The following is a 12,537-nucleotide window of genomic DNA, read 5'->3' as shown; positions in this document are numbered from 1 at the left end:
TTTATTAATGTTTCTCTGTAACGGTTTCTTTTGCAAAAAGGATGATTGAATGTATGACGGATAAAACAGAAAACTCATTGAAATTATTTATTGTACTGTCGCGTGCATACCGGTCCATAAACGACCATATGAATAAACATATTCATAAGCACGGCCTGAATCCGACAGAATTTGCTGTGCTTGAACTGCTGTATCATAAAGGCAACCAGCCGCTGCAGCAGATCGGCGACAAAATTTTATTAGCGAGCGGAAGTATTACATACGTTGTTGACAAATTAGAGAAAAAAGAACTTCTCATCAGAAAAGCCTCGCCGACTGACAGGAGGGTGACTTTCGCACAGATTTCCGAAAAGGGAATCCGTCTTTTGGACGATATTTTCCCTGATCATGCAGCCGAAATTAAAGAAATGATCAGTGTGCTGAGTGATGAAGAGATAGAAATGTGTACGGAAATGCTGAAAAGAGTGGGATTAAACGCTAAACATTTTCATCAGAAATAAAAAAGGAAGCCATTTGAAAGGCTTCCTTTTTTATATTACTGATTTTCGTCAGGGACGGCGTTTCGCGGCTGTATCAATACTTCGACACGCCTGTTTTTGCTGCGTCCTTCCGCGGTTTTGTTCGACGCAGCCGGCTTATACTCACCGAAACCTTTGGCGCTGAATACTTTTGCATCAAGTTTCGGGTTTTCTGTAAGAATAGCCATGAAGTTGACGGCACGCATGACGCTTAAATGCCAGTTTGATTGAAATTGTGAGTTTTTAATCGGCACATTGTCCGTATGCCCGCTGATGATAATGTTCCTTGGCGGATTCAGCACAAGGAGATTCGAGATTTCCTTCGCAAGCGGAATATCTTCCTGGCGGATATCCGCCCGTCCTGAGTCAAAAAAGATACTGTCTTTAATGGTAATTAAGAGTCCTTCTTTAGTCAGCTTTGTTTCCAGCTGAGTTTCAAGCTTTTTGTTTTTTATAAATTGATTGACTTGCTTTTGCACACCTTCAAGCTCTTCGCGGTCGGCTGCTTCTCTTTCTTTCTTTTTCTGTTCTTTATCTTTTTCCTTGTCTTTTTTTAACTGATCAACGCCGTCTTTTTCATTTTCGGGAGGGGTGACGCTTGAATATTCAAGGACCCCCGTGCCTCCTGTGAAAACGGCGTTAAATGATTTAGACAGCATTTGAAATTTCGCCGCGTCGACAGAACTCATGGCGAACAATACAATGAACAGAGCCAAAAGAAGGGTGAGAAGGTCCGCGTACGGGATCAGCCAAGACTCATCCACATGCTCGTCATCATGCTTCTTCTTCTTTTTTCTCGCCATTGGTTGCCTCTCCTTCTTGTTCAATGACTTTTGCTCGTTCGTTCGCAGGGAGATACATGAGAAGTTTTTGTTCGATCACTTTCGGCGCCTGTCCTTCAAGCACCGACAGAACGCCTTCAATCATGATTTCACGCAGTTTGACTTCCTGTTTTGATTTCCGTTTCAGCTTGTTGGCGAAAGGATGCCATAGTACATATCCCGTAAAGATCCCGAGAAGGGTGGCGACAAATGCCGCACTGATGGCATGTCCGAGCGCCTCGGTATTGTTCATATTGGAAAGAGCGGCGATAAGACCGATGACCGCACCCAAAACGCCGAGTGTCGGCGCATATGTGCCGGCTTGGGTAAAGATAGCCGCGCCGGCCTGGTGTCTGTCCTCCATCGCTTCAACTTCCTCAGTCATAATATCTCTGATAAATTCTGCACTTTGTCCGTCAACCGCCATGCTCAGTCCGTTTTTCAAAAACGCGTCATCCACGTCTTCGATGCTTGCTTCCAATGCGAGCAGACCTTCCCGTCTGGCGATTTGCGCCCATTGAGAGAACATGGGAATTAATTGCGCAATGGTCAGCTGTTTGTTTTCTTTAAACAGCACTTTAAAAAGGGCAGGCACTTTTTTGATTTCTTTTCCGGGGAATGCGATGATTACCGCAGAAATCGTACCGAACAAAATAATCAGAATAGCTGCCGGGTTAGCGAGTGCGCTTAAGCTGACCCCTTTCAGCACCATGCCCACGCTTAAAGCAATCAGGGCGAGGATGATACCGATAATCGATGTTTTATCCATAGTTTTCACCAAATCCTTTATACTAGCTTTCTATGGTTAATATCGGTGGCAGTGGATGGAACTTTAGGGTGAATGCGAAATTGTTGCCGAATTCTTCACAGTTTCTGCCCTCCGGCATGGAAAAAGATACAAAAAAGCGGCTCCCCGGACAGGGAACCGCTTTTTCTTATTGTGCACGGACTTTGATGCCGTCTTCTTCCATTACGACATGGAAGGCTTTTATTTCATTGTCATCCAATAAGAGATCTGTCATTTCGTCTTCGATCAATTCCTGGATGGTTCTTCTGAGCGGGCGTGCTCCGAAAGCAGGGTGATAGCCGATTTCAGCGATTTTTTCTTTCGCATCATCGGTGACGCTCAGGCTGATGCCGCGCTCTTTTAATGTGTCTTCAAGCTCTGCGAGAAGCAGGCTGACGATTTTCACGAGATGTTCTTTTTTCAGGGATTGGAATTCAATAATGCTGTCAAACCGGTTTAAAAACTCCGGTTTGAAGAACGCGCTCAGTGAATCAATCAGCGTTTGTTCTTCCATGACGCTTTCTTCAGACTGGAACCCGACCTTTGCTTGTTTTTCGCCGGTTCCCGCGTTGCTTGTCATAATCAAAACGGTATCTTTGAAGCTGACAGTTCTGCCTTGGCTGTCTGTCAGACGGCCGTCCTCCATAATCTGCAGGAACATATGCTGGACGTCAGGGTGCGCTTTTTCAATCTCATCAAGCAGCACGATGCTGTACGGATTGCGTCGCACTTTTTCCGTTAATTGCCCGGCTTCATCATGTCCGACATATCCCGGCGGTGAACCGATGATTTTAGAAACGGCGTGTTTTTCCATGTATTCACTCATATCGAGCCGGATAATGGAATCTTTTGTGCCGAACAGTTCATCTGCGAGTGTTTTTGATAACTCGGTTTTTCCGACCCCGGTCGGTCCGACAAAGAGGAAGGAGCCGACAGGTCTGTTTTTTGATTTTAAGCCGGCGCGGCTTCGTCTGACTGCTTTCGCCACTTTTTTCACGGCTTTTTCCTGACCGATGACGCGCTCATGAAGGCGCTCTTCAAGTTCCTTCATTTTGACTTGTTCATCAGCCTGAAGTTTTCCGACCGGAATGCCTGTTTTCTGTTCAATGATGGCTTGAATATGCTCCGCCCCGATTTCTGAAGAAGCGGCCGGTGTTTCATGCGCCAGCTGCTTTTCCAACGCCGCTTCTTCATCGCGCAGTTTCGCGGCAAGCTCATAATTTTCTTCCTGAAGCGCTTTTGATTTCTCCGCGTCAATTGCTTTAAGTCTCTCAGCCGCATCTTCTTCATTTACGGTATCAAGCTCCAGGTTTGCCTTAGAACCGGCTTCATCTAACAAGTCGATCGCTTTATCCGGCAGATGGCGGTCCTGAATGTAGCGGGAAGAAAGTGTAACACACGCTTTGATCGCTTCATCGCTGAATGTGACGCCGTGGTATTTCTCGTATTTATCTTTAATGCCTTCAAGAATGCTGATGGCTTGTTCGATAGAAGGCTCGTGAACCATGACAGGCTGGAAGCGTCTTTCAAGCGCTGCGTCTTTTTCAATCTGGCGGTACTCTTTCAATGTTGTCGCCCCGATGACCTGCAGTTCACCTCTGGCCAGCGCAGGTTTCAGGATGTTTCCGGCATCCATTGATCCCTCGGCAGAGCCGGCGCCTACGAGAAGGTGAATCTCGTCAATGAACAAAATGACGTTTTTCCGCTCTTTTAATTCGTTCATTAATTGTTTCATTCTTTCTTCAAACTGGCCTCTGATTCCTGTGTTGGCGACGAGGGAAGCGACATCAAGCAGATAAAGTTCTTTGTTTTTCAGTTTGTTCGGCACATCGCCTTCAGCGATTTTAAGCGCCAAACCTTCTGCAATAGCCGTTTTGCCGACACCGGGTTCACCGATAAGCACCGGGTTGTTTTTATTCCGGCGGTTCAAAATTTCAATTACGCGCGCCACCTCATCATCGCGTCCGATCACAGGGTCAATCAGACCTGCTTTTGCGCCGTTTGTGACGTTTTGAGCGAGCTCATCGAGCAGACCCTTTTTACGGCTGTCCTGCTGTTTATTTTGACCGGGAGCGAAGCCTTGCTCAAACGGGAATCCGAAAGATTGCGGACCCATGCTCATAGCCGGTTTGCGGGTTAATTCTGTATAACATGTTTCACATAAAACGAATTGTCTTTGAATGGAATTGACTTGCATGTTCAGGCGAATCGTCGCCTCGTTTTTGTGACAGTGTTGACAACGCATTTGCCAAAACCTCCTTGTTTGATCTTCTTTGACCAAATGAATTAGAAAATAAGGCCTTAACTTTGACCTTCTTTGATTAATAGTATACTCTGACCTTCTTTGACTTTCAAGTGTTTTGTTTTAAACCGCGAAAAATCAAAGTTTACAGCATGAAAAGCGGCATTTCCAAATGTTTGACCTTTCTTGATGAAGAGTATACGCCGGTCCTTTTTTTCTTTCAATATTTTTGCTTAAAGGGGAGAACTGAATTCGTTTTTGGGGAAGGATGATTTGTTCTTCTTTTCAGGCGACTTGTCTCATATGCTGATAAAAAGGCCTGGACAAATCTGCGCATAGCCGGAGGGTGAAATGGGACAAAGAAAAGGTTCTGCAAGTCAGCTTGCATTCGTATACGTAGGAACGGTTGTAGGAGCCGGTTTTGCCACGGGACGGGAAATCGTTGAATTTTTTCTGAGGTTTGGCTGGATCGGTCTGTTCGGTATTATGGTAAGCGGTCTGATGTTTACATATTTAGGCGCCAAAATCATGATTATTTCCAAACGGATTCATGCAGCATCTTATCAGGAATTGAACACATATTTATTCGGCCGGTCCATCGGCCGCGCCGTGAACATATTTATGATGTTTATCTTGCTTGGAGTGACCTCCGTCATGCTGTCCGGAGCTGGAGCGCTGTTTCATGAGCAGCTTGGCTGGCCCGCACAGGCGGGGATCCTTCTGACGATCGTACTGAGCTTTGCCGTCATGACAAGCGGTGTTAAAGGTGTGTTCGGCGTCAATATATTGGTTGTGCCGCTTTTAATTTCTTTCTCTTTTATCGTGACAGCTGATTCATTTGTATTTACAAGCACGAGAAACGCGGACGAATGGGTATGGCCTGACAAGTGGAACTGGCTTTTGTCCGCCGTCTCTTACGGCGCGTTAAATTTATCGCTTGCCCAAGCCGTCCTTGTGCCGCTTGCGAACGAAATGTCTTCAGAGAAAGTGATCAGAAGGGGGGCTTATTTAGGCGGCGCTCTTTTGACACTAGTGCTTGCCGCGAGCTTCTTATCATTATCGGTGCTGCCGGATGTACTGGAGTTTGACATCCCGATGGCTCAAGTTGTGTATTTGTATTCGCGCTCGCTTCATATCATCTATTTGTTTATTATTTTCGGGGAAGTGTTTACGTCAGTTATCGGCAATTTATATGGATTGGAAAAACAATTAAACAGTTTTCTTCATATAAAAAGTACATATATTTACGGCGGCATTTTGATGTTTGCGTTTATTGTCAGTCAAATCGGCTACGGACAGCTGATTTCTACCGTTTATCCGGTGTTTGGATATGTGAGTCTGGCTTTTATCGGCGCATTGGTTTGCAAAAAAGTCCCGAAAGAAAAACAACGTAAATAAGGAAAATGTCTGTATTTTTTGGGAATTCCCCTTCTTTTTTCCTGTCATTTCTGTATAATGAATTGGGAAATGATGGGGAGGATTAAGAGATGAAAGAGCGACGTGTATTATTGGGATTTATTTTTATTTGTATCGGCATTGCATTTTTTTTACAGAAGGCGGGAGTTATACATCTTTCCGCCGGTTCGGCGTGGCCGCTTCTTTTCATTATAATGTCCGCGGGGTTTCACGCCGGATTTGTTTTTTCGAAAAAAACGCCTGAACAGGCGGGACTGCTCGTTCCCGGCGGTCTTTTTCTTGTGCTGGGCTGCCTGTTTTGTTTTGAGACGGCAACAGGATGGGCGTATTCAGGCGTGACGTGGCCTGTTTATATATGGGCGCCTGCTCTCGGTCTGTTTGAGCTGTGGTACTTCGGCGGTAGAAAGATCGGCGTATTGATTCCTGCTATGATTTTGGCTGGGACGGGTGCCCTATGCTTTGCCGGTATGCTGTTGACAGGGCTGTGGCCGCTTTTGATCATTGCAGTAGCGCTTCTGTTTCACGCCGCTGCCTTCATGCAGCCGAAAAAAAGAACGGGCCTTCTCATTCCGGGCGGAACATTGCTTGTGATTGGCGGATTGTTATGGTTTGAAACGCTGACGGATTGGACATACGCAACTATGACATCGCCTCTCTACCTCTTTGCCGTCGCGTTCGGCCTGTTTGAAGCCTGGCTGTTCGGCAGAAAGCAAAGAGGGCTTTTGACTGCTGCGGCGGTTCTATGCGCCGCGGGCATTTTCGGCATATTCACCAATGCAAATGAAGTCATCAGCGAACGCGGCTGGCCCGCGCTCATTCTTTTGCTTGCAGCCGCTTTTCACATTCCGATTTTCGGTCCGAAACCGGTCAAAAACGCAGGACTTCTTGTACCGGGCGGCATTTTATTGGTTACGGGGATCTTGTTTGTTTTTGAAACGGCGACCCATTGGGCCTATTCCGGTGTGACATGGCCTGTTTATCTGTTGGCAGCGGCATTCGGTTTATTTGAACTGTGGCTGTTCGGCGGGAAACAAAAGGCGCTGCTCATTCCGGTTGCGGTTCTGACCTTGACCGCGCTATGCTTTACGCTGATGTATCAGCCGATCATCCCGGTTTCTGTTTTCTGGCCTGCCTTATTTGTGCTGATCGGGATTGCACTGATGGCATTTCCGAAAAAGAAAAGCCGGGCTTAAATCGGTTTTTGCAGCCTGACACATGTTTCAGGCTGTTTTTTTTATTGTCACGGGAAGCGGCATTATGGTATGATAGCAAAAGTGAAAAAAAGAAGAAAATCCGTATTGATGCGGGAGAGGTTCTAGCTACACCCTCTATAAAAAACTAAGGACGAGCTGTATCCTTGGATACGGTTTTTTTATGTTTTTTAGGGCGCCTTCTCCGAGATAGGCGCTTTTTTTATTGAATGATAGATAAGGGAGAGAAAGACATGAAAAAAGAAAAAGCGGTTGTGGTGTTCAGCGGAGGCCAAGACAGCACGACGTGTTTATTATGGGCTTTGCAAAACTTTGAAGAAGTAGAAACCGTTACATTCCATTACAATCAGCGTCATCAAGAAGAAATTGATGTAGCTAAATCGATTGCCGAAAAGCTCGGTGTCAAAAATCATCTGCTTGATATGTCTCTTTTAAACCAGCTTGCGCCAAACGCGCTGACACGGGATGATATTGAAATTGAAGCGAAGGACGGAGAACTGCCGACAACGTTTGTGCCGGGGCGCAACCTCGTATTTTTATCCTTTGCATCGATTCTTGCATATCAAATCGGCGCACGCCACATCATCACCGGTGTATGCGAGACTGATTTCAGCGGCTATCCGGACTGCCGGGACGAGTTTGTCAAGTCCTGCAATGTCACCGTCAACTTGGCGATGGAAAAGCCGTTCGTCATTCATACGCCGCTTATGTGGCTGAACAAAGCGGAAACATGGAAACTTGCTGATGAGCTCGGCGCGCTTGATTTTGTAAAGAATAACACATTGACTTGCTATAACGGCATCATTGCGGACGGATGCGGAGAATGCCCGGCATGCCTGCTCCGCAATAAAGGATATGATGAATATATGAAAATGAAAGGGGAGCGGAACTAATTGCTTTCTCAAATTTACCCGCAGGTTCAGCATCCTTATTCGTTTGAGCTGAATAAGGACATGCACATTTCAGCAGCGCACTTTATTCCCCGTGAAAGTGCCGGAGCGTGCAGCAGAGTCCATGGCCACACGTATACAGTAAATATTACAGTTGCAGGGGATGAACTGGATGATTCAGGCTTTCTCGTGAATTTCAGCGTGCTGAAGAAATTGGTGCACGGCGCTTACGATCATACATTGCTGAATGACCATGATGAATTTTCCGATGATGACAGATATTCGCTGCCGACAACCGAAGTCGTAGCCAAAACGATTTACGATAAAGTTCAGTCCTACCTCGAAACACTGGAGAATCAGCCGGTCTGCGTCCAGGTTTTTGTCAGGGAAACCCCGACAAGCTATTGCGTATACCGCCCGAAAAAAGGTGATTTGAATGGCTAAAGGAATCCCGGTTTTAGAAATTTTCGGACCGACGATACAAGGAGAGGGCATGGTCATCGGCCAGAAAACCATGTTCGTCCGCACGGCAGGCTGCGACTACTCCTGCAGCTGGTGCGACTCCGCCTTTACATGGGACGGCTCAGCCAAAAAAGATATCCGCTGGATGACGGCGGAAGACATTTACCGCGAGCTGAGAGAAATCGGCGGAGACGCCTTTTCCCATGTTACCATCTCAGGAGGAAACCCGGCGCTGTTAAAGCAGCTTGACGCGCTGATTCTGCTGCTGAAAGAACATGGTGTGCGCGCCGCTTTAGAAACGCAGGGAACGGTCTATCAGGATTGGTTTACAATGATTAACGACCTGACGATTTCACCGAAGCCGCCGAGTTCAGGGATGACAACCGACTTTGCAAAGCTCGATCACATCGTATCTTCGCTTGATGCGGCTGAAAGGCTTAGCGCAGTCAGCTTAAAGGTCGTCATTTTTAATGATGAAGATCTGCAATTCGCGAAAACCGTGCATAAGCGGTATCCGAATATCCCGTTTTATCTTCAGGTCGGAAACGATAATGTCCACACGACAGATGACCGGGCATTAATTGCGCATCTGCTCGAAAAATATGAAAAACTCGTTGATAAGGTTTCTGCCGATTCGGATCTGAATCTCGTCAGAGTCCTGCCTCAGCTTCATACATTGCTTTGGGGCAATAAACGGGGAGTTTAATAGAAAGGGAGAATTTACATGACAAGAAAAGAATCAGAATTAGAAGGAGTTACACTCCTGGGGAATCAAGGGACAAACTATTTATTTGAATATGCGCCGGAGGTTTTGGAATCATTCCCGAATAAACACGTGAACCGTGATTATTTTGTTAAATTCAACTGCCCGGAATTTACGTCGCTTTGCCCGAAAACGGGACAGCCGGATTTTGCAACCATTTACATCAGCTATATTCCGGACGAAAAAATGGTGGAAAGCAAATCGTTAAAGCTGTATCTTTTCAGCTTCCGCAACCACGGAGACTTCCACGAGGACTGCATGAACATCATCATGAATGACTTGATCGAATTAATGGACCCCCGCTACATTGAAGTATGGGGCAAATTCACGCCAAGAGGCGGAATCTCCATTGACCCGTATACAAACTACGGCAGACCGGGAACAAAATATGAAAAAATGGCCGAACATCGCATGATGAATCATGATATGTACCCGGAGACGATTGACAATCGGTAATTATTCCGTTGTGTGATACGGAGTGCAAGACGAAGTGGGGTCACAGTAAAAGCGGGAAAAGTCACATCTGAAAATGGCTCTACTCATGGGAATTGTATTAAAAAGTGTGACCTGAGGTGCAACCTGAACTGTGACTTTTATGCAGTGAAAAATTGATAGTACAGAAGCAGATAAAGGCGTACAATTTGTACGTCTTTTCTTTTTTATCCGAAAGAAAAAATGCCTATCTAGAGATCACAGGCATTAAATATTATTATCAATATCTTCATTTATTTTTTGGCTAAGTTTCTGAACCTTCTTTTTAACATTTGAAACAGCTCTTTTTTGAATGTCATCAAAGTTCTCCTGAATATAGTTCATGACACTTCTTATTATAACTTACTTTCAAAATTGAATATCTCATTTATTTCTGACTGTTCTTCATCTGTTAGGTGATGGTATTAAAGTTGTTTAGCATTTACTTCAGCAGCTACATCAATCCTAACTTTAGTTGTTCTGGTTGTACAATTTCATATTCACCTTCTGCATACTCTTGCTCCGCATAATGGACTCCCCATTGACAGAGCTCCTGCAAGATAGGTTTAAGAGATTCTCCAAGTTCAGTGGATGAATATTCAACCTTCGGCGGTACTTGATTATACATCTTTCTGCTCACAAGTCCACTGGCTTCAAGCTCTCTAAGTGTTTGAATCAGCATTTTCTGAGTTATATTTGGGATAATGCGCTTTAATTCACTCGTTCTCTTTGGTCCATTCATTAAAAAGTATAATACAAGGCCTTTCCATTTTCCGCCAATAACTTCCTTTGTCACTTCAAACCCACAGCTAAATTTTTTCATGTCTAAAGCTCTCCATTCCACATTTATTACTTTTTAGTTACTATATCACAAAAAAGTGGGTACTTCCGATAATGTGCTTACTGAAGGATACTATATCTTGTAAGTTGTTCTTCAAGTACTTAAAGGTACTAGACATAAAATAATATTAATTCTAAAGGAGTGTTAAGTATGGGTAAATTTGAAGGTAAAATAGCGCTTGTAACGGGTGGAACAAGTGGGATTGGTCTTGCTACAGCACAAAAATTTGTAAACGAAGGTGCATATGTTTATATCACGGGACGTAGACAAAACGAACTTGATAAAGCTGTTAACCAAATTGGCAAGAACGTAACCGGTGTTCAAGGTGATATTTCTAAGCTTGAAGACTTAGACAAACTATATGACATGATAAAGCAGGAAAAAGGTAAGTTGGACATTCTTTTTGCTAATGCAGGCACCGGCAACTTCCTTCCATTAGGTGAAATTACTGAAGAGCAGGTTGATAGAACGTTCGACATTAACGTTAAAGGAACCATCTTTACTGTTCAAAAAGCGTTATCACTATTCCCGGACAAAGTAGGTTCTATTATTGTAACGGGCTCTACTGCTGGATCAATTGGCAACCCGGCGTTTAGTGTATATGGAGCATCTAAAGCAGCATTAAGAGCACTAGTTCGCAACTGGATTCTTGACCTAAAAGGCACTGAAGTCCGTGTAAATGTGGTTAGTCCAGGAGTTATTCTTACACCTGCATACGATGAGCTTTTTGGTGATGCACTTGAGGGAGCCATGGAAAATGCCAGAAATACTGTTCCAGCTGGAAAAGTTGGGACACCTGAAGAAGTAGCAAACGCTGTATCTTTCCTTGCTTCAGACGAAAGCAGTTACTTGACGGGTGTTGAATTGTTCGTAGATGGCGGACTAGCACAGGTATAATTTCACTGCGCAGAGATTACAAATAGTCCCCAAAAAAGGTTAATGGGGATTTACTTGAAGAAGTCGTATAAAAAAGTCGTTCTCCTTAAAGGACAGGGAATTCGACTTTTTTATGTTTGAATTTGATTAACGTTGTAAATACGCATTTTCCTGGGGCTACCACTAATGCTAAATGGGAAATAGACTCACAAAACGGTAACATTTTAGGTGCTGGTCGTGTTGAAAGTGCTTCAAACTTCAAGGACTATGCTGAGTATTTTGAATCTGCAGATGGCAAAAAGATTGAAAGTGGATACCTTGTAACCCTTGAAGGAGATAAGATTCGCAAGGCTTTAAAAGGTGATGAGATGCTAGGTGTTATTCTGAGACAGCGGGCGTTGTATTAGGTAGTGCTGAGTTTTATTGGAATGACAGATACTTAAGAAATGATTTCGGTGGATTGATCTATGAAGAAACTGAAGTTGAATACACAGATAAGGATGGGAACATAAAAACTGAAAAGAAAAGCCTTGCTAAGCCCAATCCGGATATGATCCTGAATTAGACTACACTTCACGACAGGAGCGTGATGAGTGGCATATTGTTGGACTTATTGGACAGGTGCATTTACGTATTGGTGATACTGTTCAAGCAGGTGATAAGATTATAGCTAAGAATGGTAAGGGATCCAAAGCGGAAGACAACACAGGATTAACAGTCATGAAAATTAAGCAGCCATATGATTCTAATAAGGGATATGGTGTAGCAATAGCATTTATCAGATAAGGAGGTAATAACGATTTATAAGGAATTAGTATTAAATGATGAGGATATTCATGTGAATAAGTCATTTAAGGATAAAGTAGGGGAGCTGCTTCAACAGTTCACATCAGATTTCAAAGCTAAAATGGAAGAATTGTTACAACAGTTCACTGCACATAGTTTTAATCAAATCCGACATACCTCTGATGCTGAGCGTAAGAAATGGAACGGAGCTGTCACATATGTCAACATCATGCTAAAGAATGGGGCTACAGCAGGTACGCGGACACCAATGTACGCAAAATGGGGAGCGTTTTTAATTTTAAGGGGGCATGTGAAAACAGATCCGGAAATCATTTTCGGCTCAATTCCGGTTGAATTCGTACCATACGGAGGTGCAGTAAAATCAGTACCACTTAGCGGAACAGGTGGAACAGCCAATCTGATAATTTACGATTGGTGGTTATTCTAAATCTG

Annotated in this window: 12 protein-coding genes, 2 pseudogenes and 1 riboswitch; of the genes and pseudogenes, 10 read left to right on the top strand and 4 right to left on the bottom strand. The window is 44.3% G+C overall.

The genetic code is table 11. From position 1 onward, the window contains the following. The first annotated feature begins 53 nt into the window (after window positions 1–53). Window positions 54–500 (top strand): MarR family winged helix-turn-helix transcriptional regulator, encoded by a 447-nt coding sequence (locus ACH32G_RS02500; RefSeq protein ID WP_016936351.1) that lies wholly within the window; start codon window positions 54–56, stop codon window positions 498–500. Window positions 501–535: 35 nt separating this feature from the next. On the opposite strand, the gene motB is transcribed toward ACH32G_RS02500, so the two are convergent. The 3 genes from motB to clpE all read right to left on the bottom strand — a co-directional run bounded on the left by motB (window position 536) and on the right by clpE (window position 4,371). Beyond that, on the bottom strand, window positions 536–1,321 hold the full coding sequence (gene motB / locus ACH32G_RS02495; protein WP_198698776.1) for a flagellar motor protein MotB: 786 nt from the start codon (window positions 1,319–1,321) through the stop codon (window positions 536–538). Beyond that, window positions 1,293–2,108, bottom strand: a complete 816-nt coding sequence (motA, locus tag ACH32G_RS02490; protein ID WP_016936349.1) for a flagellar motor stator protein MotA — start codon at window positions 2,106–2,108, stop codon at window positions 1,293–1,295. Before motA ends, motB begins: the two co-directional genes overlap by 29 nt. Window positions 2,109–2,274: 166 nt before the next feature. Next, the gene (gene clpE, locus ACH32G_RS02485; protein WP_448813956.1) at window positions 2,275–4,371 is read right to left on the bottom strand and encodes an ATP-dependent protease ATP-binding subunit ClpE; all 2,097 of its coding nucleotides are present in this window, start codon (window positions 4,369–4,371) and stop codon (window positions 2,275–2,277) included. Between the two features lie 348 nt (window positions 4,372–4,719). On the opposite strand from clpE, the gene ACH32G_RS02480 reads away from it, so the two are divergent. The 6 genes from ACH32G_RS02480 (at window position 4,720) to queF (ending at window position 9,566) form a co-directional block, all read left to right on the top strand. Next, on the top strand, window positions 4,720–5,766 hold the full coding sequence (locus ACH32G_RS02480) for a YkvI family membrane protein (RefSeq protein ID WP_045926882.1): 1,047 nt from the start codon (window positions 4,720–4,722) through the stop codon (window positions 5,764–5,766). Between the two features lie 89 nt (window positions 5,767–5,855). Continuing rightward, the gene (locus tag ACH32G_RS02475) at window positions 5,856–6,977 is read left to right on the top strand and encodes a hypothetical protein (RefSeq protein ID WP_448813955.1); all 1,122 of its coding nucleotides are present in this window, start codon (window positions 5,856–5,858) and stop codon (window positions 6,975–6,977) included. Between the two features lie 110 nt (window positions 6,978–7,087). Continuing rightward, window positions 7,088–7,132: riboswitch (PreQ1 riboswitch) on the top strand. Between the two features lie 96 nt (window positions 7,133–7,228). Further along, window positions 7,229–7,888 (top strand): 7-cyano-7-deazaguanine synthase QueC, encoded by a 660-nt coding sequence (queC, locus tag ACH32G_RS02470; protein ID WP_003154679.1) that lies wholly within the window; start codon window positions 7,229–7,231, stop codon window positions 7,886–7,888. Then, window positions 7,889–8,329 carry a 6-carboxytetrahydropterin synthase QueD gene (gene queD / locus ACH32G_RS02465; protein WP_016936345.1) on the top strand — a complete coding sequence of 147 codons (441 nt, stop codon included), beginning with the start codon at window positions 7,889–7,891 and terminating at the stop codon, window positions 8,327–8,329. Continuing rightward, a complete protein-coding gene (gene queE, locus ACH32G_RS02460) occupies window positions 8,322–9,053 on the top strand; it encodes a 7-carboxy-7-deazaguanine synthase QueE (protein WP_016936344.1) in 732 nt (243 codons plus the stop codon). The genes queD and queE overlap by 8 nt, the downstream gene beginning before the upstream one ends. 18 nt (window positions 9,054–9,071) lie before the next feature. Then, window positions 9,072–9,566 carry a preQ(1) synthase gene (gene queF, locus ACH32G_RS02455; RefSeq protein WP_003154673.1) on the top strand — a complete coding sequence of 165 codons (495 nt, stop codon included), beginning with the start codon at window positions 9,072–9,074 and terminating at the stop codon, window positions 9,564–9,566. A 469-nt stretch (window positions 9,567–10,035) separates the two neighbouring features. Here queF and ACH32G_RS02450 read toward each other — a convergent pair whose 3' ends face one another. After that, a complete protein-coding gene (locus ACH32G_RS02450; RefSeq protein ID WP_049628613.1) occupies window positions 10,036–10,404 on the bottom strand; it encodes a winged helix-turn-helix transcriptional regulator in 369 nt (122 codons plus the stop codon). Window positions 10,405–10,572: 168 nt separating this feature from the next. Between ACH32G_RS02450 and ACH32G_RS02445 the strand changes: the two genes are divergently transcribed. From ACH32G_RS02445 to ACH32G_RS02435, 3 genes and pseudogenes are all read left to right on the top strand, one after another. Continuing rightward, on the top strand, window positions 10,573–11,319 hold the full coding sequence (locus ACH32G_RS02445; protein ID WP_448813954.1) for an SDR family NAD(P)-dependent oxidoreductase: 747 nt from the start codon (window positions 10,573–10,575) through the stop codon (window positions 11,317–11,319). Window positions 11,320–11,474: 155 nt separating this feature from the next. After that, window positions 11,475–12,084, top strand: a pseudogene (locus tag ACH32G_RS02440) (peptidase G2 autoproteolytic cleavage domain-containing protein); the annotation flags it as partial. A gap of 139 nt (window positions 12,085–12,223) precedes the next feature. After that, window positions 12,224–12,517: pseudogene (locus tag ACH32G_RS02435) on the top strand (hypothetical protein); the annotation flags it as partial. Window positions 12,518–12,537: the final 20 nt, after the last annotated feature.

The sequence above is a fragment of the Bacillus sp. CIS52 genome (assembly GCF_053545315.1).
The sequence above is the reverse complement of the archived record's forward strand: the minus strand, read 5'-3'. Positions and strand labels throughout refer to the sequence as shown.

Coding starts and splice junctions, on each gene's coding strand:
- ACH32G_RS02480 (WP_045926882.1), top strand. CDS start 4,720: ATGGGACAAAGAAAAGGTTCTGCAAGTCAGCTTGCATTCGTATACGTA.
- queC (WP_003154679.1), top strand. CDS start 7,229: ATGAAAAAAGAAAAAGCGGTTGTGGTGTTCAGCGGAGGCCAAGACAGC.
- queF (WP_003154673.1), top strand. CDS start 9,072: ATGACAAGAAAAGAATCAGAATTAGAAGGAGTTACACTCCTGGGGAAT.
- ACH32G_RS02500 (WP_016936351.1), top strand. CDS start 54: ATGACGGATAAAACAGAAAACTCATTGAAATTATTTATTGTACTGTCG.
- motB (WP_198698776.1), bottom strand. CDS start 1,321: ATGGCGAGAAAAAAGAAGAAGAAGCATGATGACGAGCATGTGGATGAG.
- ACH32G_RS02475 (WP_448813955.1), top strand. CDS start 5,856: ATGAAAGAGCGACGTGTATTATTGGGATTTATTTTTATTTGTATCGGC.
- clpE (WP_448813956.1), bottom strand. CDS start 4,371: ATGCGTTGTCAACACTGTCACAAAAACGAGGCGACGATTCGCCTGAAC.
- queE (WP_016936344.1), top strand. CDS start 8,322: ATGGCTAAAGGAATCCCGGTTTTAGAAATTTTCGGACCGACGATACAA.
- motA (WP_016936349.1), bottom strand. CDS start 2,108: ATGGATAAAACATCGATTATCGGTATCATCCTCGCCCTGATTGCTTTA.
- ACH32G_RS02450 (WP_049628613.1), bottom strand. CDS start 10,404: ATGAAAAAATTTAGCTGTGGGTTTGAAGTGACAAAGGAAGTTATTGGC.
- ACH32G_RS02445 (WP_448813954.1), top strand. CDS start 10,573: ATGGGTAAATTTGAAGGTAAAATAGCGCTTGTAACGGGTGGAACAAGT.